Below are 26,195 nucleotides of genomic sequence, written 5' to 3'. Positions count from 1 at the left end.
AAAGTTTAAGTTTAAGAGCTATTATTTATGAAAACACTAACAAGAGTTGACCTATCAGATATCTTGCACGGCTGCGCTATATTAGGCACAGGCGGTGGCGGTGAGCTAGATGAAGGCTTTTACTATATTGATAAAGCACTGGCTGAAGGTAAGACATTTAAGCTTGTTAGTGTTGATGATGTGCCCCAGGGCAAAAAGATTTGCACCCCCTATATGCTAGGGGCATTATCACCAATGACACCTGAAGAAGAACAGCAATATACCCGCTTACCTAAAAGCAGCAGCTCATCGATTATGACCGCATTTAGACGGTTAGAAAAATACACTGGCGATGAGTTTTATGGCACCATTTGCTGTGAATTAGGCGGCTCAAATACCGCTATTTCGTTTTACGTGGCCGCCATGGCTAATGGCTATATTATTGACGCCGATGTGGCAGGTCGTGCGGTACCTGAAATAACCCATTCAACCTACTATTTCAATAACATCCCTGCTGCGCCCATTGTCACCGCCAACGAGTTTGGCGAATGCTTTATTTGTGAAAATGTTATTGATGATTTACGCGCCGAAAACGTGGTAAGAGCCTTATCGATGATAAGCCGTAACGACATTGCTGCTATCGATCATGCGATGCCCATAGAGCAGGTTAAAGATGCGGTGATTAAAGGCACCATATCTAAGTCACTTGAAATAGGTAAAGCCTACCGGTTAGCCAAAGAAAACAACCAAGATATCGCCGATGCCATTGCCAGCCATGGTGGTGGCTATGTGGCCTTTAGAGGCTCGATTGCCAAATATCAATTTAAAACCCAAGACGGTTTCACTCTTGGAGACATATTTATTGAAGGCACAGGCCAACATCTCAATGACCGTTACCATATTGAAGTAAAAAATGAGAATTTAGTCAGTCGCTTAAATGGCGTTGTGGATGTCACTATTCCTGATTTAATTTGCTGCCTAGACATGGATAGCAATAGCCCTATCACTAACCCCAATGTCAGTTATGGCGTCAATGTTGCCGTTATAGTACTGCCAGCACCAAAAGAGTTTGTCACCGAAAAAGGCTTACAGGCTTTTGGTCCCGCTTACGTAGGCATAGATGCGCCCTACCAAGCTGCGGTAGAGCGTCATTTTTTGCAAGCGACTCATTTTGAAAACCATGACTAAATGCTTAAACAGGTTAAATTAATTTCTAGCTAAATTAAGTACTTAAATGCTCATAAATAAAAGCTAAATAGAAAATATGCGAAATGAACCTATTCATTTAACCATCATTAGGTTCATTTAATAGAGCAATAACCACAATTACTGCCACTGTTACCAAGCAATAATGCCACTGACAAATTGATCTTCCACTTTCTGCTACTATGCCTGCTAGTTAAAGGTGATTTAGATGTTTTTCTGTCTATTGAGCTGTACAAAAACGTTCACTGATTGATAAGCATTTCCTCCATTGGATTAAGCTTTTAATACCCCATATAATTTCAAAAATAGGATTTTTATCTCACTTTAAGTTCTAAAAAGTATCGCTACTGATATTACCGCTATCTCGAGATACCTAATGTGAAGTCACCACAGTTGAACTAATCAATAAAGAGCTAACAACAGTCTAACCACTCGGTAAAACTAAACCATCACGCTTCCTATGGGATTAGTTAAAACCGCTATTTTGCCGAAACATAACTAACGCTGATGCTTTTTAAAGGATGTTTGCTAATATTAATTTAGTAGAGCAAGGATTGAGCTTATTAAACTAATAGAAAATCAGCATTTACTCGACTAACAGTAGCGCTGTGTTAGCAGCCCTAATTAGTTCGCGTAAATGGGATTATAGAAGGGTTATAAATGGAAATTTCAGACCTCATTGTGTCCCAACATGACGTTAAAGGCAAAATTTTGGTGGTCGATGACCAAATTGTTAATGTCAAAATAATTAAAAAATTATTGCAAGAAGACTATGATATTTTCATGGCGACCGATGGCGATCAAGTCATCGACGTATGCATGGGTTTACAACCAGATATGGTATTACTTGATATAGAAATGCCGACAGTAAATGGTTTTGAAGTATGCAAACAACTCAAAGCGAATCCACTCACGGCCAATATCGCCGTTATATTTATTACAGCTCATTTTGAAGAAGCCACTGAGGTAAAAGGACTTCAACTTGGCGCAGTAGATTTTATTCATAAACCTATTAACCCCATCATCACCAAAACCCGAGTTAAAAATCAATTGAGGCTCAAACAGCAATCGGATTTATTGCGCTCTTTTGCCATGTACGATGCGTTAACGGGTGTCGCTAACAGACGCCAGTTTGACCAGCGTTTTGCCGCAAATTGGCGCCATTGTGTTCGTGAAAAAGAGCCTATTTCCATCATCCTGTTAGATATTGATGTCTTTAAGCAATACAACGATAACTATGGCCACCAGCAAGGAGATAACTGCCTAGCCCAGGTTGCCAAAACAATACAACAGACACTGAAACGTCCTTGTGATTTAGTGGCACGTTACGGCGGTGAAGAATTTGTGTGTATTTTGCCACAAACTGATTTTTGTGGCGCTGAACATAAAGCCAAATCAATTGTCGATAACATCAACGCCCTAAAAATCGAACACGGCTTTTCAAATGTATCAGACTACATCACCATCAGTGCAGGCGTAGCTACCGTTGTACCTCATAAGGAAATGCAGCAAGGTATGTTATTGGAACTTGCTGATAAGCAACTGTATCTTGCTAAATCGAATGGAAGAAACCAAGTCGCCAGCATAGAAATAAGCAATATTTCCTAGTGGTTATTATTTGTGATTTAACAGAATAGTTGGACATAAGAAAGTATAACTAATGGCATAAAGCTCATTTAGATTAAGTTTTTCATCACTGGTTTAGGAAAATATAAGCGATTTTGAAATGCAAATGAGCGCTAGCTCGAGTTTTTTAAATATTATTGGTGAATTACCCGCATAATGAGGTAGTTGCGACTATAGTTTATTATAAGCTTATGAATGGATTCGGGATGCTTTATGTCATTAGGACAATTTTTAAGGCCTTATACCAAACTTTTATTGATTACATTGTCAGGATATACCTTTGTTTTTGCCGGTTTGCTGTCATTCGCATTTCAATTAAACAATGAGATACATGACTTTACTTCTCAAACCAATAAAATCTACCAACACCCTTTTCAAGTCAACGCCGCTGCGCGTATTTCACGACAATCAATTACAACCCTAAGAAACCAGCTACTCTATGGCCTCATTGACCAAAGTAATATTAGGCGTGACACCTTTGTTGTTGAGACCGACAAAATACAAACTACATTGGCTGATAATTTAAACATCATCCAAACAAATTTTTTAGGTGATATGACCAAAGTCACTGAGGCAATTTCATTTACTTTACAGCTTCAGCGCATTCAACAAGATATTATTGAATTGCTTATAAACCATGACATTACGAATGCTGAAAAACTGATAAAAAATCAGGCTACCCCCTTGTATCAAGCTTTAATGAATAGAATGGACTATATCGTTGACTACTCTTCAAACAAAGCGGCTAATTTAGTAATACAGGCTCAACAAAGAAGTGAAAAGTCACATACTACATTGTGGATCCTATTTACTGCATTTTCACTATTTACGATTTTGTCAGGCTGCATTACAGCCACAATGGTCCTAAGAAACTTATTTAACCGTGATAGTAGCCTGAGAAAAACGCATGAAGATTTGCGGATTGCTGCAACCGCTTTTGAAACCCAAGAAGGCATGCTGGTCACTGATACCAATAACAAAATATTACGCGTAAATCGCGCCTTTTCTAGGATTACCGGATATGATGCCGATGAGGTCCTTGGTCAAAATCCGAGTATTTTATCTTCCGGCAAACACAAAAAGCCGTTTTACCTACAGATGTGGAAAATAATCAAAGAGCACGGTTATTGGGAGGGTGAAGTTTGGGATAAGAAAAAAAATGGCGATATCTACCCACAAAAGCTCACTATCACTGCGGTCACTGATAATAATTCTGTCATTACCAATTATGTCGGCACCATCTGTGATATCACCCTTAATAAACAAGCTGAGAAAAAAATTGCCGATTTAGCTTATTTTGACCCATTAACTCGACTGCCAAACCGTCGTTTACTTATGGACCGCCTCAATCATTCTTTATTAACAAACAGCCGTCATAACCAAAAAGGGGCATTACTGTTTTTAGACCTTGATAATTTCAAAACCCTCAATGATACCTTAGGCCATGATATGGGAGACATACTCCTAAAAAAAGTGGCAAAACGGCTGGTACAGTGCATTAGAGAAAGCGATACAGTATCTCGTTTTGGCGGCGATGAATTCGTAATTTTAATTGAAGCATTAAGTGGTAAATCCACTATAGCTGCCACGCAAAGCAAAGATATTGCCAAAAAAATACTCGCCTCAATTAATTTACCCTATCAACTAAATGGCCATGATTATTCCATTAGCACCAGTATTGGTATTACTTTAGTTAAAAACAAAAATACCTCCGTTGATGAATTACTGAAACAAGCCGATATCGCCTTGTATAAAGCTAAAGACGATGGCCGCAATTCAATGCGATTTTTTGACCCCCAAATGCAAGCCAATATCTCTAATCGCGTCGCGCTAGAAGCAGAATTAAATCATGCTATTGAAAATAAACAATTTGAACTTTATTACCAAGTTCAAGTAGACAAGCATAACAATCCATTAGGTGCTGAAGCGCTATTGCGCTGGAATCACCCCAACAGGAGTCTTGTTCCTCCGGTAGAGTTTATTCCCGTTGCAGAGCAAAATGGTTCGATTATTTCAATTGGTCATTGGGTATTAGACGCCGCCTGTGCACAACTGCAATTATGGCAGCAAAATAGCTCAACTGAATCACTCACCTTAGCGATTAATGTCAGTGCGAGACAATTTCTCCAAGACAATTTTGTCGCAACAATAAAATCCGCATTAACATACCATAAGGTTCGCCCTGAATTACTGAAGCTAGAATTAACCGAATCAATTCTATTAAATGATATCGATAAAACCATAGTAAAAATGAACCAAATTGCTGCATTAGGCATTCAGTTTTCACTGGATGACTTTGGAACCGGCTACTCATCTTTACAATATTTGAAAAAATTACCTCTTTTCCAACTTAAAATAGATAAATCTTTTGTCGATGGTTTGGTTGAAGATAAGTGCGATCAAGAAATTGTCCGCACCATCATAGCAATGGCACATAATTTGGGTTTAACCGTGATAGCTGAGGGGGTAGAAGATGAATCACAGCGACAGATTTTATCAAAAGAAGGCTGCAGTCACTATCAAGGATATTTGTGTGGCAAACCTGAAACTATCGATAAATTTGAAGCTCGATTTTCACAACCTGATACGTCATCAACACCAGTAGCATTAACCGCCCTTTTTAACTGATTCAGTTTTAAAGGTTAATCAGAATAATTATCTGTCGTGATAGGAATTAACTTTTCAATAACTATCTAAAGCGATATCAGTTTGCAGAAAGCTTACCTTTGCAGATAAACCTTCATTCCTAAGCTTAGTGAATATATTGATAAAACTAAATGACCACTAACGCTGGATGAAATTATTATATCTTAATAACTATAAGTTAACCCTATTCGAGTACGTAGCTCACGATCAGGGCTATCATTACTGACATTAATATCACCAAATTCAACATAAGGTGTCCACTGGCCTATCTTACGAGCTACGGTTAGATTCAACTCATAATTAGTATCACCATTGTCATAAATATTGTAATCAACGGCCTTATATAAATCAGCTTCAAAACCAAATTTCCAATCGTGAGTGGTATAACCAAAACCTGTGGTCAATCGATGACGCTGCTTATCAACATCGGAATTATTTCTATAAAAGTCATGACGATAACGAGCTGTAATGGTTAAACCTTGAATGCTGTCAACGGCATAGTTTACTCGAATTTGCGGTTTATAGGTCATTCCTTTTTCACGGGCCTCAATGGGCATCCCTGGCACTATGGTCCAGTTATCGTTAATTTTAAAGCGATAATCTAAACCTAACTCCCAACCATTATTTTGGCTAGACTTCCTATCAGAACCATCTACAGGCTTAAATTTTAACTCGCCACTATAATTAAAATTACCAATACTGCTACCTATTTTGACCCGAGTCGACTCACCAGACTCAGCTCGAAATTCTTGACGAACGTTAAATGATGCAGCAGAAACGGTAGAGCAAGTAAACAGAGCGACACAGCCACACAAAAGCAGATTTTTAGCAGTCATTACAATAAACCCTCACATCATAGCTATGATACATCGAATTAAAAAGCCACTCATGTACCCAGTATAAATTCAATTAACAGCCTTAATAAGTAATACAATATTGTAAAATAGCACAGGTTTGTAAATTGAGATCTAGATCAAAATGATATAAACCACAGCAAAAACTCGCTAATTTACCGCCTATTTGCTTGCGAATGTTACGCATTCGTTCAACATAAGAGCGTAAACCCCTTGAAATGTAAGCAAAGGCGCCACAAGTTGTTACCAACCTATTATCAGCACTGTTAGGAATAGTAGCCTTTTGTATTACAAATTTACAATTTTAGGCACAGAGGTTATTTATAAAGCGCAAAAGTAACATGTAAAAAACACGCTGGTGATATGTAGAAATTCGACAGTAAAATATTGGCGATGAAAATGGCTTGCTTACGTTTTTAGCTTAAGTGCTAGCTATTATTGAGTATCGCTTAAGATTTGCATCAGGATTAAACAAGCCAATGTCCCTATCAGCATTTTTAAATAATAAAAATTTAAGCAAAGACCATAATAAGCTTATTTTAACGAATAGCCGGGCTGCATCTTTTTCACACTAAACAATAAAGCGGGTAATACCGTTAAACTGTAGAAAAGTAGAAAGCCGATGGCGATGGTGAGTAAAAAACCAATGCTATACATACCTCGGTGATCGGCCAGTAACAAAGAACCAAAGGTCGCCATTGTGGTTAGTGAACTTAGTACTGCCGCTCTTGGGGTTGATGATTGATAAAAGGCCCTCGCAGATCCCACCGCCCGAAAGCGCTCAACGATGTGAATACCATTATCGACCCCCAAGCCAAATATCAATGGAATGACAATGATGTTGGCCATATTTAGCGCCTGTCCACTCCAATGGGCAACAGCCATAGTTGATAAGGTGGTTAATAACAGCGGTATAAAAGTCAAAATAACATCGCGCTTATGTTTTAGCGCTAGCAACAAAATGACGGCTATCAGTAATAGTGAATAAGTGATTGCCTGCAAAAATGCGTTAATAATAATATTACCCACTTGCTGCTCGGCTACAGGTCTTCCGGTTGCATTGGGCGCTACGTCTTGTACAAGCTTAATAAATCTATCCAGCTGTTTCACATCACGCATATCGCCAGCAGGGTAAGCCACCACTAATAAATATTGCTCGTTTTTATATCGCTGAGCTAACACCGTAGGAATATCATCATAGCTTGGAATTGGGGCTTGCAATAACTGAGTTAAACTTTGCTGCATAACTTGTAATGGCGCCAATGCATGTTGATTAATTTGACTCACAAGGGTGAATTCATCATTATTTTTAAGCCAATCTAAGGTACGTTGCGCAATCACGCCTTGGGCATAATCAGCTCTGACTAGGTTTTGTTGCAAGCTTGCAAGGCTATCTAATGACTCTATTGGCGCATTGGCGGCTGCTAATGTTTGCAACAATGCTGCCTGTTTGGACGCGCGATCAGTGGCTAAAAAAGAGTTGATTGAAATCACATTGCTCACTTCAGCTAAACCAGACAATTGTGATTGCCACTTGGCCGCTTGTTGTCGTGATGTCGCTAGCATCATCATTTGATAGCTTGAGGTTAAGCCTTGTTGTTGAATTTCTTCAAGGGTTCTAACCGATTCAGACTTCACCGATTTTAATACCAAAGTCGAGAAATCAAATTCCATTTTACTGGCACCATAGCCAGAAATAGCTAAGGCTATCACGGCCAAAAAAACTACCATTTTGTGATGTTTAGGCAACCAGAAATCATCGTCGCTGGCATATTGGAACTGAGTATCACCCTCTTCAGTCGCTATGTTAGCCTTAAAACCATGCGCTCGAGGATAGCCACAAATAAAGAAAAAAGTCGGAATAACGATAAAGGTTGCCAGCAACCCCATTGCCATCCCCGCCGCTGAAATAACCCCTAATTCAGCAAGCCCGGTATAAGCTGTAGGATAAAAGCCAAGAAACCCTATGGCAGAGGTTAATGCGCACAAACTAAGTGGCGTAAAAGTGCCGCGAATTGCCGCAATCAAGCTGGCATAATTGGTAGGCTGTAGTGCTTGCTCTTCTCGTAATCGCAGACAAAAATGAATCGCAAAATCGACACCTAAACCAATAAACATCACCAAAAATACAATGGAAATGGTGTTGTATGAACCAACCAAAAATAATCCAAGTGCGAGCGTCCACACCAACCCAATAATCACGGCCACATAGCTGGCAACGATTATGCGCAAAGAGCGAATACCAAATCCCAATACTACAATCAAGCCTATCAGCGACATGGTCCCCGCTAAGGTTACGCTATTATTGGCGTCACTGATTTCATCATAGTCCAACGCCGTCTGACCAGTAATGCGAATTTGCACTGCGTCATTATCACTGTATTGATGGATAATATTTTGTGCGGTTTCGATGATATATTTATTCGGCTGTTTTTGATCGTTTTGAGGCTGTGCATTTAAGGTGATAATTTGATAAATAGTACCACGACTTGGTGGCATCAATACCTCAAACCAGTCAACACTGCCCTGCTTTGCCGCCAGTTGGTTTAATACGTTAATTAACAGCTTCGCGGCTTTAATGTCATCAGTTTCAATAGCATGATTTAATTGTGCTAATAATTGTATCCCAGCATCATTTTGCCCAGTAGTGCCATTAGCTTCAACTGACATGACCGCCTGAAGTTTTGGCATTATGCTGGCAACATTGGCATTAAAATCAATAAAGTCTTGCTCGGGTAATAACCACAAGGCTTGCTGCTTAAGCCATGGCAAGGTTGCTGGCGCAAATACGTCGTTAAATAAGGGCTGTGCAGAAAAGTCTGCTTGTAGCGCTTCAGTCATAGTTTGTACTTGCTGATGATTGTCACCAGAAACCACAATGACCAGACCATTTTCAGAGTCGCCAAATTCATTTACCGTCTTCGTTAAGTTGTCCTTCCATGGGGCATTTTGTTGAACGAGACGATCTAGGTTGGAGTCAACCACGAAATTATTTTTACTGTAGATAATAGCAATGGTGGTCATTAGCCCAATAAAGAGCAATGACAATATAAACGGCAATGTTTGTTTTGAAAAAAACCAATGTTTCACAAGTGAGCTTCGCAGATAAAGTGGATAGCGACATTATAGTCTTGATAATCATCCATGTGGCAATGACATAAGCAACAACAATGATAATTTGTCATTGGGAAAGGCTGTAATGAACATATGTATTAATGTGCATTCGCAGTCAACGTCAGCACAAAACACTATTGCTCAATGACAGCATTGCTCAATTACAGCACCGCTGGATAACGCCATTCAACACCAAACCAGTTGTGGTAGGCCATTTAAATCCAGTTTATCGCCATGGGCTGCTATCGCAAGCGCTTGGGGGCCAGATGATTTATCTTGCTGTATTGCATCCACTAACCCTTGCTGCGCCGTGGTTTCACCGTGGACTAATATCAATGGTGGTTGATGATTAAAATGACGATACCAGCGCAGTAATTCAGCTTGATCGGCATGGGCAGACAAGCCGCCTATGGTATGCAACTTAGCAGCAACTTTTACCGATTTTCCGCGAATTGTCAGTTCAGGCTGACCATCTACCAGCGCTCTGCCCGGCGTACCTTCTGCTTGATAACCACAAATAATGACATCACATTCTGGGCGCCATAAATTATGTTCGAAATGACAACGAATTCGCCCGCCGTTACACATTCCACTACCAGCAATGATAATCAGCCCCTTATGTACTTCGTTCAGCAGCATTGACTCATCTGTGCTTTGGGTAAACTCAACATTAGATAACAGTGGATGTTCACCTGGATGCATGCGGGTAAAGCGTTTAAAGTCTTCATCCATTAACGGGTAATTATTGATATACACTCGGGTCGCCTCAATAGCCATCGGGCTATCTAAGCAAATTTTCCAACGGGATAAATCCCACTCTTTGGCATACAAATGAAATAAATACAGCAATTCTTGTGCTCGCCCCACCGAAAATGCTGGTAGCAATATATTGCCGCGACTTTCGGTTATCGCTTTGGCAAAAATTTGTTTTAACTCAGCAATGGTTTCATCCCAACTACGGTGTAAACGGTTACCATAAGTACTTTCCATTAAGACTAAATCAGCATTATCAATTAAGGTAGGGTCTCGTAGAATCGGCATGCCTGCGCGGCCAAGGTCACCACTAAAGACTATGGTTTTCTGCTGACTGCCCTCACCTAGTTGTAACGAAACAATAGCCGAGCCTAAAATATGCCCAGCATCAAACAGTCTTACACTAACATGTGGCACGATTGGGTTTTCGACTTGGTAATCGAGCGGCACGAACTGCGATATCGCCTTATCAACATCTTGTTGATCAAATAAAGCGGAGATTGGTTCGAGCTGTTGTTTCTTACGCTTCTTATTCAGCCGTTCATTATCGCGCTGCTGCAGCATGGCGGCATCTTTTAGCATTACAGTGCACAGTTCAGCAGTGGCTTTATTGGTATAAATAGGGCCATCAAAACCTAACTTTGCTAATAAAGGCAAACGGCCGGAATGATCAATATGGGCATGACTTAAGACCACCGCATCGATAGTGCTTGCCTCAAAAGCAAACGGCTCATGATTTCGCAGTTCAACGGCTCTACCACCTTGAATTAAACCGCAATCTAACAACACTTGTTTACCGTCGATAGTTAATAAATGACAGGAACCTGTTACCTCTTGAGTTGCCCCTAAAAAACGCAGTGTCATTTCCATGGTAACTTCCTCAGTTTTCCCTTGAGTCGTTCCTTAATCATAGACTATGACAATAAATTAGATGCGAATAAGCCATTGGTAAGTGCATATAATTAACAGATAGAGAAGTGCTAAGAAAGTGAGTATGGAGAAAGAGTCAATAAGTTAAAAACACACAGGCAACAACCCACTTAAAGTAAGTGATTAATAGCCCTTTAACCCGATAGGATCTATTACAACAATCAAACGAGAAAGGCTATTTTTGTAATTTAAGTCAGTTACTTAGTTGCATCAACTGCATCAATTACAATAGTGCCCTAGCGGCGTGATATACATTGGCTGATAATATTAAGATTAAACTCATGTTCTCTGCAAAACGGCGAGATTTATCGGTGAAATGATTGAGTTGTTTTGTGGTTGGCTAGCTACATTTTCACTCGTGTTAGCTTGTTGAGTGAGATAGTTAAGCAAACAACTGCTGTAATTAGATGTGGCCTTTGCCACTTGTGAGCCATCATCAGTGCGGATTAAAATAGTATCACCCACTGCAAACTCGCCTTTTACCGAAAGAATACTAGCACTGGTGATCACATCATCATGCTGACTAATCGCTGCATGTTGATCTTCAATCACCACCTCACCTCGCTCGCGGACAGTATGAGTCATCCAATGCTGCTCTGGTGACATCGGGGTTTTACAAGACACAAAATGCGAGCCTGGGTTTTCATCTTGCAGCAAGGCGCTAAAAGTTTGATGATTAAAGCCATTAACTACATAAGTATCAATGCCATGAGCAACCGCTTTTTCAGCCGCCTCTATTTTGGTTTGCATGCCGCCAGTGCCCATTGAGCTGGTTGCACCGCCTGCCATTTGATAAATAGACTCGTCAATAACATCAATGGTTTTAATCAATTTAGCATCAGCATGTTGCTGGGGGTTTTTATCAAACAATCCATCAACGTCAGTACAAAGGATTAAGCCATCTGCCCCTGTTGATGCCGCAACCATAGCGGCGAGATTATCGTTATCGCCAACTTTTAACTCTTCAGAGGTCACCGTATCGTTTTCATTTACGATAGGTAATACCCCATGCTCCAATAAGGATTCTATGGTTTCTTTAATACTGGCATAGCGTTCTTTATTACATAAATCAGCATGGGTCAGAAGAATTTGCGCAGTGGGAAAGTCAAATAACTTATCCCAAACTGCCATCATATTGGTTTGTCCGGCTGCTGCCATGGCCTTTTTTAGGGCAATTGACGGTGATTTAATATCAATCCATTGACGACCAGCAGCAACTGAACCCGAAGAAACCAAAATAACTTGCTTTCCCTGCTTACGACAACGAAGTATAAATTGCGCAATACTCAGCAGGTGATGCGAACTACAACCGTTGTTTTCAGGGGCAATTAACGCACTACCCACCTTTATCACCAATCGTTGATTGGATTTAATAGACATGAGTAGACCTTATGATAATTGTTGAATTAATTGATGATTAACATCTTTAAATGTTTTTTGGATCTCAGCAGATGGCGCTTTGGTTATTAAACTCACTAACCAAATCGATACTGCACTGATGAAAAAGCCCGGCAGCATTTCATACACTAAACTGCTTAAGGTTTCACCATTAGCTAATACAGGTGCAAAAATCCAAAATAATACCGTCACAGTACCAGTAATTATGCCGGCTAAGGCCCCTTCATAAGTCACCTTTTGCCATAACAAACTAAATAAAATCAGCGGACCAAATGCCGCGCCAAAGCCTGCCCAAGCATTACTGACAATAGATAAAATACTACTCGATGGGTTCATTGCGATAAAAGATGCCACAACAGCTACACCAAATACGCAAAGTCGGCCAATATTCACCGCTGTTTTATCAGATACTGCTTTTTTGCTGTAAGCACGATAGATATCTTCTGTCAGTGAACTTGAAGACACTAGCAATTGTGAAGAAATGGTACTCATTACCGCCGCTAGAATTGCCGCTAATAAAAAACCGCCAATTAAAGGATGAAATAACACTTCAGAAAAGAAAATAAAGATAGTTTCAGGATCGGCAAGCGTGACTTCAAATTTACGCGTATAAGCCACCCCGGTTAAACCCGTTGCTAAAGCGCCAATAATGGTCACTGTCATCCAGCTCATACCAATCCGGCGAGCTGTTTTGATATTTTTAACAGAGTCTATCGCCATAAATCGAACAATAATATGCGGTTGACCAAAATAGCCCAGTCCCCATGCCAAGCTAGATAGCAGCGATACCAGAGTTAAACCAGATAAGCTTTCACTAAAAGAAGGAATCATCTCAAGTGAATAATTCATCATACTTGATGGACTATCAAAATGCGTGAACGCCACAACAGGCACTAAAATAAGGGCAATAAACATAATCACACCTTGGACAAAGTCTGTCATGCTTACGGCTAAAAAGCCGCCCATCAAGGTATAAGCCACCACCACTAGCATGGTAATAACAACGCCAGTTTGATAGTTCATTGCAAACGCGGTTTCAAATAACTTACCACCGCCAACAAGACCTGCTGAGGTGTATAAGGTGAAAAATATGATGATGACTACAGCTGAAATGAGGCGAATAACACCATTTTCTTTATCAAATCGTTTACCAAAAAAATCTGGCAAGGTTAACGAGTCATTGGTTTTTTCGGTGTACAAACGCAGCTTAGGCGCCACAAGTTTATAGTTAGCCCACGCGCCAATCACTAAGCCTAGTGCAACCCAAATAGTATCAAACCCTGAAACAAAAATGGCACCGGGTAATCCCATTAGCATCCAACCACTCATATCAGATGCACCAGCAGATAATGCGGTCACTTGAGGGCTAACTTGGCGGCCGCCAAGCATATATTCAGAAAGATTAGCTGTGGATGTTTTTGCGGCGTAGATACCGATAGCTAACATGAGTACAAAATAAACCCCTAATGAAATATAGGTATATTCCATTATTTACCAGCCTTATTTATTTTAGTTAGCGGATAAAAAATATAAGTACTAAGAATTAACCATAAACATATTAATCCCACTGTATGTTTCGCTATTTCAAATGAACGTGTTGTTAATTGTTGCAGATAACTGGGACTGTCACATGAACTGGTTTCGCCTTGCATTTAATTCTACCTCTAATAATTAGTACTCTAACTATTATGTTATAGACTTATTACACTAAGATCAACCGAGCAAATTCCAAGCTGATATTTTACAGTAGCTTAATGACCGCTAATTCTTACGACATGAAAATAAATCATTTGAGTTAATCCCATTTTTGAAAAGTGGTTATTGTTTAAAAGCGAAAATGGTTAGTATTCGACTCGAAAGCAGCTAAGACTTATTGCTAATAGACAATATGGACTGATAAAAAATAAGGTTAGTGTTATCCTACACTCATGGCTAATAACTAGAAGAAGCAATGGAAAAATACGAAGAACTATTAATATCGATACGTAAAGTGATTCGAGCAATTGATTTGCACTCAAAACAGTTGAATAAAAAGTCTGGTATAACCGGGCCTCAATTAATGATCATGCAAGAAATCGCCGGTATTAATGGTGTTACAGCGAGTCAAGTGGCTAAAAATATCAACTTGAGCGCTGCAACTGTGACTAACATTTTAGACCGCTTAGAAAGCAGAAATTTAATTCAAAGAGTCCGAAGTGAGCAAGATAAAAGACGGGTTAGTTTATATTTATCTGATGAGGGCAAGGCTTGTTTACTTGAAGCACCAAAGCCATTGCAGGAGCATTTTATTCAAAATTTCTGCGCATTAGAAGAATGGGAACAGTCTCAGCTTTTATCATCAATGCAACGTATTGGCTCTATGATGGATGCCAACGAACTCGATGCAGCGCCAGTACTTGAGGTCGATCCCATTTATAAAAGCACTGAATTACCTGCAGAATAACCATCACAATGGTTTAAGAATATAGCCAATTGATAAAGTAGAGGGGTAAAATGGAACTTATAATATCCCTCTATTTACGTAAATCAGCCTCCACAGTCAAAGTTCTGAGTTCAGATAATCACTGCAACGCTATAACGAAGATTGCCTGCCACTAATCTTAAAGTTCACTCAGCATGATGACAGGCAGTCATAACTCTTAAAAGCTCAACCTGATTGAAGTGACTGCTTTCCGTTACTTTCGTTAACCCCCTTCCCATATAGAATTTTAAGGCCAATATTCAGGCCTAATTCCAGGTGGCGCATGCCCACCTGGTTCTTTACCTATGGATAAGAATGTACTGACCTTTATCAAAAAAATGAATGAGACAAAAAAAATCAATTGAAAATAAAAAAGTCCACCAGCACAAAGCAGGCTTTGTACTAGTGGACTTTTATTAAGCCCTTGTAATTGGGCTAATTTAATCTTTACCGTTTATTTCTAAGCTATATATTTCTCAAATTTTAACTCAAAAATAAACCTTCAAAAGCTTAAGATTGACGTCGACGCCATAACAGCGGTAATAACATTAGCAAGCCAGCGCCTAAACTACCTGCACCATCAGGCTTGCTCCAACCACTCTCTTGTTGGTTTTTCACATCAATACTGACATTGGTGCTGTATTGCTCTTCGCCATCACTCACGAAAAGTGTAAACACTAATGTTTGATCAACATCAACGTCAGGTGCAGTCACATTCAGCACTAAACCATCAGCAGTGTAATCCGCACTCATACCTGAAATTTGTGTCCAGCTATATTGTAATCCTTCAGGTTCATTGGCTATGGCTGCTGTGATCACTGTGCTGTCACCTTCATTTAGCTCTGTGTTGCCACTAAAACTGATATCAAAGGCTAATGGCACATTGACCACTGTCACACTGACTGCTTGTGTAGTTTCAAGCGTGCCATCGCTTACCGTTAGGGTAAATTGTAGTGGTGTATCGCTAGTTACTTCTGGTGCTGTTAGCGCAAGAATTGAACTTGAAGCGTCAAACTCTAGCTCTGGACCTGCAGTTTGCTCCCAGTTAAAACTAAGCTCAACGTCGTCTTTAACAACGGTTTCAGAAGCATCTATGATAAACGCTTCACCTTCGTTAACAGATTCAGGCGCAGTTATGATCACATCAACATCTAGCTCTGGCTGAAGTGGATCATCACATTGCTCACCATAAACCGCTTGTACCCACTCTGGGTAATCAATATACGGGTTACGGTTGCCTTGATAGGTATAAATTGCATCATTACGCTGAACATCGGCATCGTCGACAGGATCTTGATGATGCCATGCATAAAGCGTACATAACTTGCCATGAAGCGGTTCATTATTAGAAACTTCATCACTCGTTGTCATGCGGTCAACAGCAATCAAATCTGGCATATTAGAATCGTTACCTTGATAACGAGTATCCATATACATGATCATCCGCGCCACATCACCTTTAACTTCATCTCTTGGCTCAAAACAGCGACCGCTAGAATCAACAAAATTACCCGGTGCATCTGCGATTTCTGTAGCAGTATCACCACATTCAGCAAAATCGTAATTACTGCGAGTAGAGTTAACCTTCACATTCGTTGGACGTAAGTGATGTGCATCGGTGTAACCAAGTTGAGACTCACTTGGGAAACCATGACTTTTAGCCCAAACGTGTTCACGGTTCCATTCGTCTGCAGCGTTGGCTCCTTGGCTATTATTTTGCTTTGATATTGAGTTACCAGTATAAAGCTCAATAACGTTGCTCCTGTTTGCCGGATCTTCATCTGAGTAAGTCAGCGCTGTCCACACTTCTTTATAGCTCAATTGCTGATGACCATTAGCAATGGTAATTGAAATCGCATCTTTCATTGCTTCAGCATCGTCAAAGCTACCGCTAAGTACGTCGGTATAATAAACGTTAGGCTCAAAAGCATCAGGATCTGCGACAGGTGTTAGCTCGACACAATTATTACAAGGTGTTGGATCGGGTTCTGGATCTACTGGTGTATCACCACAGGCAACTTCGCCCATACAACCTAGACCATCAGCAGTGTCTATATCAAAGGTAATCCACTGATTATTTGTCCCAGGGAAGTCACCGTAAGCATCGCTGTCACCTGCAGTGATGCTAGCTTTACGTCTTAACGTTTTATCTTTAGTTGAGAAGTCTGGATCATTTGGATCTGTCCATGCACCATCAGGCCTTTCACCAAGTTTACCAATACGGTCAATGACCACATCGTCCTTGGTCAACATTAATGCGTCATCACCATTAAAGTAAGTAACTGTTGATTCAGTACCAACTTTAAACTCATCTGCTGCGCCACTGTTATAAAACACAATGCTCTCACCTGCAGCCAACATACCTGATAGCGTTTCACTATTACCCGGTTCTGTAGCGCCGTTAGCATATAGTGTCAGTTTGTACTGAGCGGCATCTAAGTCAATTGCACTGCCACCGACATTAGAAAGCTCAATTGCTTTGTTATTACTACTGCCTTCAATATATTCAGTAATAATAAGTACACCAGACTCAGCAACACAAGCGCCTTCACCAGGACAACCTAGTCCATCGGCAGTGTCTTTTTCAAACACAACCCATTGATTATTTGCACCAGGGAAGTCTGCTGAGGCATCAGTATCACCAGTGGTAATACTGGCCTTGCGTCTTAAGGTTTTATCTTTAGTCGAAAAGTCTGGATCGTTTGGATCTGTCCAAGCGCCATCAGGTCGCTCACCCAATTTACCAACACGATCGATAGTCGCACCATCTTTGGTCAGTACTAACGCATCATCGCCATTAAAGTAAGTGACTGTAGATTCAATACCAACCTTAAACTGTTCGTCAGCACCTGCATTGTGATAAACAATGCTGCTACCCGCAGCTAAATTACCCGTCAAAACAGCTGTATTACCCGGTTCAGTTGCACCGTTAGAGTACAGGGTTAATACATATTGAGCGGCATCTAGGTCAATATTACTATCGCCAAGGTTTGAGATTTCAATCGCTTTATTATTACTACTACCTTCAACATATTCGGTAATAACCAAATCTGCATACGCAGTCGTTGAAGCAGTGGCTAATAGCAGGGTAATTGCTTTAGCCACTGAAGTGATTTTATTATTCATAGTGTTATCTTTTTATTAGGTGGTGAGGTGTCACCGAAGTGAACACCTCACCTGGGGTTGAACCTATTTGTGATTACGGCGACGAAGAGCTGATAAACCCAGAAGGCTTAACAAGCTAAGTAAACCAGTACTACCGCCACTACCATCATGTCTTTCTTCTTTTATTTCAGCGACTAACGAGTCTCGATTTTGCACTTCAATATCGAAAGAAAGTGAAGAACCCGCAACCACTGCACCGTCGCGTTCAAGAGCAACTTTAGCGCTGTAGCGCGCAGATGGCGCACCGAAGACTTCAAAGTTAACTAGGGCTTGACCATCCTGAGTTAACACCACGTTGGGCTCAACGAGTTGGCTCAAATCCAGTTGCTCTTTATCATCTTTAGGCGTCAGTTTGATGGTGGCGACATCGCCAGTCAAAGCGCCTGCAATCTCTGGGATCTGATATGGCACCTTCATTAACTTATTGAGTTTGGTCAGATACATTGAACGGCCTGAATCAGCCTCTCCAGGCAAGTAACTTAAGGTCACTAATGCTGGATCGTGATCTGAAGAGCGGAAATGGTCTTCAGCATAGAACTTATTAAATTCATTGCTGTAGTCACCCTTATACTCATTGTTGTAATCATAAAGGCTTGATTCAGCAGCGTTGATATGCCAGTCAGCAGCATCGATTACACGCTCTTCTAGCGAAGGTGAAATAAGAATGTGATCAAGTGAACCCACCTCATCGTTATAAGAGTAACTCCATGGGGTTTTACCCTTCTCTTCGAATATTTTCGAAATAATATTAATGTACCCGTAACTATTAGTAATTTGTACTGGCGAACCATCTGTATTGAACTGTGGTTTGCTACCTACAAAAGTATGGCTTGCGGTCATTAGGGTTTTGTTGCGAGGGTTTTCAGTCAGAACCAACATTGGGTCTTCTTGGCCGTAGGCGTTAAGGTCGCCTAAGATGATTTTGTCACCCTCAACGTCTTTAAGTTCTTCAGCTAATTGTACTGCACCTGAAATACGGAACTCTGAGCATGAGCCTTGAAAATCAAGATCTGGAGCATCTTGGGTCCACTTAGTAGCATCACCAAACTCAACTCCTTGCCAATCTTCCCAACAAGTTGAACCTTTAGACTTAAAGTGATTAACCGCTAGAGTTAAGCGCTTGCCTGTCTGGTTAACAAGGAAAGTAACCACAAGTGCGTCACGATGATAGTTTTGACCGCTTTCTAAAATCTCATCATTATTGTCTTTAATCACCTCGTTATTGTCATTAACAATGGTCGGCGCTTTTTGCTGTGGCATCGTAACAACACGGGTACGCTCGATGCTTAATTTACTCGGACGGTAAATAATACCTGTCGCTATCGCATCTGAACCAAGGGCATCTAGTTCATCAAGTACACCATTACCGTTATGGTCAAAGCCAACGAATACATAGCGGTTTTCGGTTGAGTATGGCTTGTCATAGTTATCTGCGTATTCGTCGTTGTAGTAAACGTTAACTTCATTAACTAAATCAGCAACAGCACCATTAAGGCCAAAACCATTATTTTCCATTTCCATCAAACCGACTACATCAGCATCTAGCGCACGGATGGCTTCTACTAATTTAGTTTTTTGTTGAGAAAATTCAGTAAAAGTATCAGCACCGCGGCTTTGGCCGAATTGGTTTTGAGCACCACCAAATGGTGAGTTGAAATAGTTAAATAAATTCTGGCTAGCTATGCGGATAGCAAACTCGTCATTTGTTACTGTTTCATCGATATCAGGGCTGTCAGTTCTAGGAAGGTTATGAACAAAGTTATTGTTATTTAGCTCGTTAGTCACAGTTAAAGCATAATCACCAAAGCTATAACTAATCACCCCTTCCATACCCACGACACTGTCATCGATACGGATGTAATTATCCTCTGGTGCGATACCAAAGTTAGGATAATAAGGGATGTCACCGTTAGCAGCAGAAGTCGAACTTTCGATAACTAAACGATAATCATCATTTTGCGCAGCTGCTGCATAAGATTCTGGTGAACCAGGTACATTAAGCTGATTTGGCTGTAAATTAGGTCGCTTGTAAGCCAAAGTCATGTTGTTACGGTAGCTGTCGTAGTTAAAGCTGAAACTACGTGATACACGCATATCTTGATTGCCATCTTCAAGCGGATTTATATCTGCAGGCAGATTGACTAACATGCCTTCATAACGATTGAGTGTGGTTTCAAATGAACCACCATCTGATTCTAGCATTTCAATATCAGTAGCCACAGTCGGCGTGAACTCGCTATTGGTCACTTCCCAATCATCGGTCGCTAACTGAGTTTGTCCATAGCTTTCAGCGACTTCACTGCCTAAACAAATCGTGCGGCCAACTAGCTGACTATCTGCACTGCCACTTTCAACAAAGATACCATCTGAGGTTAATGGGTTGCCATCAGCCACTACATCACGTAAGTAAAAACCTTTTTTCGGTAAACCAACAACGGCTGTTACCACACCTTCAACGGCAACACTTTCACCTTTTAATGGAGATGGTCCGCCCGTACCTTGGATGTCACCAATTGTGGTTAAATCAGCACAAACAAATGGCTCATAAGCTTCAGCTAGATTTGGCGTACCCACAGTTGAAATATCAAGTGGACTAATTACTTCCCACTGCGAAGCATTAAAGGTTGCAGAAGGAACAGGTGCATTACCTTCACTATCCATACGACGGCGCAGCGTAGTGTCTGGAGCCCAAACGCTGGTATTATCTGCAGCGCCAACACGGTCAATAATCACATCGCCATTTTTAATGTAGAAACCATCATTACCACTTAGGTAAAAATCGGTGTAACTGGTATTTGGGTCACCTTCACCAATTACGTAATCACCTCCGTTATCAGTAATGATTTGCTTATACTCGTCGCTAGCATCTTTGTTTAATACCACTAAAGATTTACCAGGTGCAATGGTAAGGCCTGATAGTAATGGCTGACCACTGGCATTGAGCATGACATTTTCATACTTACCGTTAGCCCACATATACACGGCGGTGTCATCGGTAAAGGTAAATTCATCGGTAGCGTGGGTATTGGTGATTTCCACAGAGCCCAATTCAGCCCCATAATCTTTTTGCACCATTTCGGTGATCAGTAGGTCGTTGACTGCAGCATTAGCGCCGACACTGATAATACTGGCGATGGCCAGTGAGAGAAAACTTTTCTTCATAGTAAACTCGATAATTGTTTATCTTGGAATGAAATTAGAAATACATGCGCACATAGGCATATGCAGCTTCTGGCGCTTCGCCAACTCGGGCTTCTACTGACACAACGATGTCTCTTGCTGGACGGTAGTTGAAACCTAAGCTTGCCCATTGGCGGTCTTTACCAAATTCAGCTGGCAGCTCGGAATAGTCGTAGTTAGGGCCTTCTACATCCCAACCTTCATATTGCTCATGATTTGCTGAAGCAATAATTTCCCAAGACTCATTAAGATCGTATTTACCACTTAACGTCATGCCATAATTGCGGAAAGTTTCGTATCCAAGATACGTATCACCACTCTTGCGAGTTGCTAGATCTTCATCTTCTAAAAAGGTATTGAAACCTAATGCAAAATCTGAGGTGATTTGAGCGCGAATACCTAAGCCGACAAGCATTTGCTCACCATACTTAGAGATCCCTTCTGAGCCACCACGACCTTCGACACCCACGACAACGGAAACAAAGTCTGACATCCAGCCAACATAACCGTTGACAATATCACCTTGTAAAGCACCATTCTTGTGCTTGCCTTCATAGGAATAAGAAACGCCGTACACCAAGTTTTCAAACTTAGCTTCATATTTAACGGTATTTTCTTGATCGCCTGCTTCACCGGTTTCTACCGATTTATTGAAGGTAAAATCACCAAAATGATCATACTCATCAAACGCAGTATCTGTTAAACCCAGCTCAATCCAGTGATTATCGTCAAATATATAACCGACAAACATTTTGTCGATGGCAAGTTCAAACTCGCCATCACCACCAAGCCAATTTCTACGTTGGTAATCCAGTTCTAATCGGTAGATAAAGTTTTTATTCTGTCCTGCTACACCTAACGTGGCAAAACTATCATCGACATAGCCTTTAGTATCGTAAAACTCATCATGGTTATAATCTGAATTGGTACCAAAATGACCCCCAACACCCACTTCACCAAATAGGCGAATATAATCTCCATTGTCTCCTTCTTGTAGTGTGACTGCACTTGCAGCATTCACACAGAATAAAGAGGCTAAGGCGATTGCAACGGTTGTTCTTCTAAACATCGCATTTATTTCCATTAGTAAATTTCAACCCCTTCGCAATAGGTTGAATTCGGGCTTAATAATTATTTATGTGAGGTTGATTTATCGGCAGGAAGAATATACAACGCGGTTATACATAAAACATATAACAACGAATTAACATTCAAAAGTCTTTGAAATGAACGAAGCTAGAAATATTCAGCCAATTAGATCACAATTTATCAACATGAGCAATTGAGGCTGCTCAATAAAACCGCAACCCTACACAAAACAACCATTATTAAAATGAAAAATGATTACTAAATGTATTTACACTTAAAAATTAGCAACATTTACTTCGACTATTTTTTATAAAAAAGCCTTTTGTATCAACACCACGATATTAAGTAAGCCACACTCTCATAGCAAGAAAAACTTACGATTAATATCACAAAAACACCCTTACCACTTGAGTTAACATTTATTTAATAATTATCGCATCCCGAGGTAATTATTAACCAGTCAAACCTTTTACTTAAACCGATATATTTAATAAAACAAAAATAAAACCTTAATACTCATAAAACAAACAAGATCTAACCATATACTGAAACAAAAAAAATAAAGTAGGCATCAATTAATGTATATTTATAAAACAAACAATTTTTTGTGCAAAACTTATACAACTTATAACTTTTACATTGATAGAAAAGCTGATCGTTTATAATTATCCATTCATAAAAGCAAAACCAATAAAGGTTAATTAATGCACAGCATCATCAATGTTTATATTATTAACATTGATAAAAAACACGAAAAATATTGAGAATTTTTCATTGGAATTAAGATAATTGGACTGTTAGATTGTTGGATTGTGAGATTGTGAGATTGTGAGATTGTTGGATTGTTGGATTGTTGGATTGTTGGATTATGAATATCATCAAATGAATCGACGGTTCCCCCAATCCATTACTGATTCAATCATACAACAGCTAATTTAGTGGATTACTTAAGTGTGTTGACCAAGCCATTGGCTTTTTATTTTTTTAGTGATTTACCTGTAACTAAAGTTTGATGTTGAGATTGACAAACGTAATAGATAACCCAATATAAAGCCCCACGGCAGCTGCAATAGAGCTCTAAACACCAGTATGCTATCAACAGAAAGCAGCATCAAAACTAGTTAGCGAAATAACATCACCAGCAGCCATATTATCAATATGTATATCGCCAATTCTCACTCTAACTAGCCTTAAGGTGGCAAAGCCTACGGCTGCAGTCATTTTTCTGATCTGACGATTCTTACCTTCACAAAGCGTAATAGAAACCCAACTTGTTGGCCCATGTCTTGGGTCGCGAATTTTACGACCCCGAGAGGGAAGCGAAGGTTCTTCATCTAATTTGAACGCCTTACAAGGCAAAGTTAAATATTTACTACCATTAATGCCAATTTCAACCCCATTTTGCAGTAATGACATCGCCTCAGGAGTAATATCACCATCCAGCTGTACATAGTATTCTTTCGCTATACCTTTACTTCTGATCTTATGACTCATCATGCCATCAGTGGTGAGTAATAACAGTCCTTCTGAGTCATGATCTAACCGACCAATGGCCATGGTTTTATCGGGGAAATTAAATAGCTCACCCAGTAGATGTTTCTTCTTACGGGTTTCAGGTACAAACTGGCTTAAAAAACCATACGGTTTAAATATTTTAAAATACTGATGAATTTCGCTCTTATCAGCAGGCGCTAGCAAACCCGTTTGGTTAGTAGTTGGCATAAAATGGCTTTTAATCGTAAAAACTGTATAGGTTGGCATTATACGGTGAGTCTTAGCATGATGCACATAATCTAAAACGCCCCCAATACACATAATTAAAAGTAAATATTCTTATCAGCGCATAAAATGCTAGAAGAAACGAGGATAAACATATTGAGCAAACATTACTGGGGGCTTGCTCATATGAAAAGCAGTGACATTGACTGAGTCAATCTTCTCAAGGCAAATAAGTGACTATAAAACAGGCAATTTAAATACTAGGCAATAAAGCAATTTTGAATTAATAGTATTAATCTTCAATATTTTTAGTGATTTAAACGAAAAAAGGCTCATCATTCCTGATGAGCCTTTCGTCTTGAATATGGCGGAGAGATAGGGATTTGAACCCTAGATGGGCTACAAACCCATGCCGGTTTTCAAGACCGGTGCATTCGACCACTCTGCCATCTCTCCGAACGCCGCGAATAATATGACAAGCTGCGGTCGCTGTAAATCCCTAAATGACATAAAAACGTTTAAGTGTTGATAAAAAAACCAAAGTGTTCATTAATTAAATTGTTTGAGCAATAAATCAACGTCACTAACACGACATGAAAGTACACTTATGCAAGTCATTACCTTAACCCATTAAACTTTAGTTGCTGAGGCAGTTTTTTGTTGCAGATACACTTAATAAAAAGCCCATTTATATTGTTGTCAGCTAGTACGATCATAGCGGCTATCACTTTGGCTACACAAAACCTACGTTACTGATTCTATTCTCTTGCCCATTAAATACTCTCATTTTGAGTTATCAGCTGAATCACTGAGCCATTTTATCGCTGAATATATGAGGTGGCTCACTGCGGCAATGATAGCGACATAGATAAAAGTAGGCATAAACCAACTGATGCCAGTGTCATAAACAAATTGCCAATTTGTACCTTCAGCGCCGTGAAATATGCCGCCAGGATTTTCGAGCCATTCCCATATGACAATAAAGAGTGTTACCAATACCGAGACTATTAGTCCGCTGATAATACCAAAGGACCAAAAATGTTTTATTGCAGCTGCTAATTTCAACGGCTCTCTCCTGTCAAAATTCAATAAAAAATGATGCTTCATTATCAGAGCTAGTAAAATAAACAGCTTATCGCCCAGCTGTTGGTTAAGCGCATCTAGACGGATAACTTACCTCGGCGGATCGACTTTAGCAGCGATAGAAGTATTAACCCTAAACCAACCAGCGATAGAATATCGATCCCGCTTGGCTGCCAATACTTCATGGGGAAACTCTTCACTTAAAAATGTCACTATCGTGCCCAGTAACGGCATTACTTTAATGCCTTCTTTATCGACGTTATCTTGATATAACACTAACTCGCCGCCATCTGACGCTGACCACGCTCGATTAAAATATACCACGATTGAAAGCACTCGATTCGCTTCGCCCTTAAAAGCATCATAGTGTCTTTTATAGTAATCACCTGGGCCATAATGAGCAAAGTGACTTTCAAATGAAAACAAACCTAGAAATAATCGTCTATTTAAAAAGCTTTGCAAGTTGGCGGTCCAAGTGAGCCAATCTCTGCCTGCTTCAGATCCATTGGTTATCCAGCTAATGGCATCAGTTCTAACAAACTCATTTTTTAAATACTCGCCACCCCTTCCTATACCTGCTTCTTCAAACTTGTCTGCTTCTATCCCTTGCTGATGATTAAACAAATTGTTCGCTAATGCATCTGGCAAGGCCGTTGGCCGAATACTGTAGCCTTTTGCTTCGATATCCTGCGCAATAAGCGCAAACAAGGTTTCATCAATTGGGCTATCGCCAGTCATTGATGGGCATTTCTTTATGGCGACCACATTGTCTACCTTTTAATAATAAATACATTGAATAAAGGATGGATAACACCCACTTAAAGGAAGTGAGCTAGATGTAGCTATGACTAGTGAAGCTGTTATGGAAATGAGACTGTAATTATAAGAACGAGTTTAAACGCAGGCAGACTCGCGTTAGTGACGGCACAGTGACTATGATGATTAAAGTTAGAAGTGCTTTGTTGTAGTCAGTGAGGGTGTAACAGATTCTG

General features: G+C 40.1%; 15 protein-coding genes and 1 tRNA gene. 4 read left to right on the top strand and 12 right to left on the bottom strand.

Features of this window, described 5'->3' with window-relative positions:
- Positions 1–27 precede the first annotated feature (27 nt).
- From AB4140_RS10990 to AB4140_RS10980, 3 genes are all read left to right on the top strand, one after another.
- Positions 28–1,167: a DUF917 domain-containing protein gene (locus tag AB4140_RS10990; protein ID WP_102519968.1), complete on the top strand. Its 1,140-nt coding sequence runs from the start codon at positions 28–30 to the stop codon at positions 1,165–1,167.
- Between the two features lie 678 nt (positions 1,168–1,845).
- On the top strand, positions 1,846–2,793 hold the full coding sequence (locus AB4140_RS10985) for a diguanylate cyclase (RefSeq protein ID WP_102531588.1): 948 nt from the start codon (positions 1,846–1,848) through the stop codon (positions 2,791–2,793).
- A 231-nt stretch (positions 2,794–3,024) separates the two neighbouring features.
- Complete coding sequence (locus AB4140_RS10980) at positions 3,025–5,439, top strand: putative bifunctional diguanylate cyclase/phosphodiesterase (protein WP_372000930.1); 2,415 nt, start codon at positions 3,025–3,027, stop codon at positions 5,437–5,439.
- 182 nt (positions 5,440–5,621) lie between these two features.
- Here AB4140_RS10980 and AB4140_RS10975 read toward each other — a convergent pair whose 3' ends face one another.
- From AB4140_RS10975 to putP, 5 genes are all read right to left on the bottom strand, one after another.
- The gene (locus tag AB4140_RS10975; RefSeq protein WP_102437072.1) at positions 5,622–6,293 is read right to left on the bottom strand and encodes an oligogalacturonate-specific porin KdgM family protein; all 672 of its coding nucleotides are present in this window, start codon (positions 6,291–6,293) and stop codon (positions 5,622–5,624) included.
- Between the two features lie 552 nt (positions 6,294–6,845).
- Complete coding sequence (locus AB4140_RS10970; protein WP_303445591.1) at positions 6,846–9,401, bottom strand: MMPL family transporter; 2,556 nt, start codon at positions 9,399–9,401, stop codon at positions 6,846–6,848.
- 210 nt (positions 9,402–9,611) lie between these two features.
- The gene (locus AB4140_RS10965) at positions 9,612–11,048 is read right to left on the bottom strand and encodes an MBL fold metallo-hydrolase RNA specificity domain-containing protein (protein ID WP_372000928.1); all 1,437 of its coding nucleotides are present in this window, start codon (positions 11,046–11,048) and stop codon (positions 9,612–9,614) included.
- Between the two features lie 339 nt (positions 11,049–11,387).
- Positions 11,388–12,488 (bottom strand): glutamate 5-kinase, encoded by a 1,101-nt coding sequence (proB, locus tag AB4140_RS10960; RefSeq protein ID WP_102437067.1) that lies wholly within the window; start codon positions 12,486–12,488, stop codon positions 11,388–11,390.
- A gap of 9 nt (positions 12,489–12,497) precedes the next feature.
- Positions 12,498–13,994, bottom strand: a complete 1,497-nt coding sequence (putP, locus tag AB4140_RS10955; protein ID WP_303502010.1) for a sodium/proline symporter PutP — start codon at positions 13,992–13,994, stop codon at positions 12,498–12,500.
- Between the two features lie 463 nt (positions 13,995–14,457).
- Here putP and AB4140_RS10950 point away from each other — a divergent pair, with 463 nt between their 5' ends.
- Entirely contained in the window at positions 14,458–14,949 is a 492-nt protein-coding gene (locus AB4140_RS10950; RefSeq protein ID WP_076543138.1) for a MarR family winged helix-turn-helix transcriptional regulator, read from the top strand.
- Between the two features lie 528 nt (positions 14,950–15,477).
- On the opposite strand, the gene AB4140_RS10945 is transcribed toward AB4140_RS10950, so the two are convergent.
- The 7 genes from AB4140_RS10945 to AB4140_RS10915 form a co-directional block, all read right to left on the bottom strand.
- The gene (locus tag AB4140_RS10945; RefSeq protein WP_372000925.1) at positions 15,478–18,093 is read right to left on the bottom strand and encodes an endonuclease; all 2,616 of its coding nucleotides are present in this window, start codon (positions 18,091–18,093) and stop codon (positions 15,478–15,480) included.
- 63 nt (positions 18,094–18,156) lie between these two features.
- Positions 18,157–21,294, bottom strand: a complete 3,138-nt coding sequence (locus AB4140_RS10940; protein ID WP_303410110.1) for an ExeM/NucH family extracellular endonuclease — start codon at positions 21,292–21,294, stop codon at positions 18,157–18,159.
- Positions 21,295–21,328: 34 nt separating this feature from the next.
- On the bottom strand, positions 21,329–22,381 hold the full coding sequence (locus AB4140_RS10935) for a hypothetical protein (RefSeq protein WP_102531596.1): 1,053 nt from the start codon (positions 22,379–22,381) through the stop codon (positions 21,329–21,331).
- 1,115 nt (positions 22,382–23,496) lie between these two features.
- The gene (locus AB4140_RS10930; protein WP_372000923.1) at positions 23,497–24,123 is read right to left on the bottom strand and encodes a pseudouridine synthase; all 627 of its coding nucleotides are present in this window, start codon (positions 24,121–24,123) and stop codon (positions 23,497–23,499) included.
- 362 nt (positions 24,124–24,485) lie between these two features.
- Positions 24,486–24,576: transfer RNA gene (locus tag AB4140_RS10925), tRNA-Ser, on the bottom strand.
- Between the two features lie 327 nt (positions 24,577–24,903).
- Positions 24,904–25,185 carry a hypothetical protein gene (locus AB4140_RS10920; protein ID WP_102437062.1) on the bottom strand — a complete coding sequence of 94 codons (282 nt, stop codon included), beginning with the start codon at positions 25,183–25,185 and terminating at the stop codon, positions 24,904–24,906.
- A 108-nt stretch (positions 25,186–25,293) separates the two neighbouring features.
- Positions 25,294–25,941 (bottom strand): 2OG-Fe(II) oxygenase, encoded by a 648-nt coding sequence (locus tag AB4140_RS10915; protein ID WP_372000968.1) that lies wholly within the window; start codon positions 25,939–25,941, stop codon positions 25,294–25,296.
- Positions 25,942–26,195: the final 254 nt, after the last annotated feature.

Source organism: Shewanella sp. 10N.286.51.B2 (assembly GCF_041469265.1).
Taxonomy (GTDB): Bacteria; Pseudomonadota; Gammaproteobacteria; order Enterobacterales; family Shewanellaceae; genus Shewanella.
The sequence above is the reverse complement of the archived record's forward strand: the minus strand, read 5'-3'. Positions and strand labels throughout refer to the sequence as shown.

Bases quoted from the DNA above. Each gene is read 5' to 3' on its own strand.
- putP (WP_303502010.1), bottom strand. From the start codon at position 13,994: ATGGAATATACCTATATTTCATTAGGGGTTTATTTTGTACTCATGTTA.
- AB4140_RS10980 (WP_372000930.1), top strand. From the start codon at position 3,025: ATGTCATTAGGACAATTTTTAAGGCCTTATACCAAACTTTTATTGATT.
- proB (WP_102437067.1), bottom strand. From the start codon at position 12,488: ATGTCTATTAAATCCAATCAACGATTGGTGATAAAGGTGGGTAGTGCG.
- AB4140_RS10945 (WP_372000925.1), bottom strand. From the start codon at position 18,093: ATGAATAATAAAATCACTTCAGTGGCTAAAGCAATTACCCTGCTATTA.
- AB4140_RS10915 (WP_372000968.1), bottom strand. From the start codon at position 25,941: ATGACTGGCGATAGCCCAATTGATGAAACCTTGTTTGCGCTTATTGCG.
- AB4140_RS10935 (WP_102531596.1), bottom strand. From the start codon at position 22,381: ATGTTTAGAAGAACAACCGTTGCAATCGCCTTAGCCTCTTTATTCTGT.
- AB4140_RS10965 (WP_372000928.1), bottom strand. From the start codon at position 11,048: ATGGAAATGACACTGCGTTTTTTAGGGGCAACTCAAGAGGTAACAGGT.
- AB4140_RS10985 (WP_102531588.1), top strand. From the start codon at position 1,846: ATGGAAATTTCAGACCTCATTGTGTCCCAACATGACGTTAAAGGCAAA.
- AB4140_RS10975 (WP_102437072.1), bottom strand. From the start codon at position 6,293: ATGACTGCTAAAAATCTGCTTTTGTGTGGCTGTGTCGCTCTGTTTACT.
- AB4140_RS10950 (WP_076543138.1), top strand. From the start codon at position 14,458: ATGGAAAAATACGAAGAACTATTAATATCGATACGTAAAGTGATTCGA.
- AB4140_RS10940 (WP_303410110.1), bottom strand. From the start codon at position 21,294: ATGAAGAAAAGTTTTCTCTCACTGGCCATCGCCAGTATTATCAGTGTC.
- AB4140_RS10930 (WP_372000923.1), bottom strand. From the start codon at position 24,123: ATGCCAACTACTAACCAAACGGGTTTGCTAGCGCCTGCTGATAAGAGC.
- AB4140_RS10990 (WP_102519968.1), top strand. From the start codon at position 28: ATGAAAACACTAACAAGAGTTGACCTATCAGATATCTTGCACGGCTGC.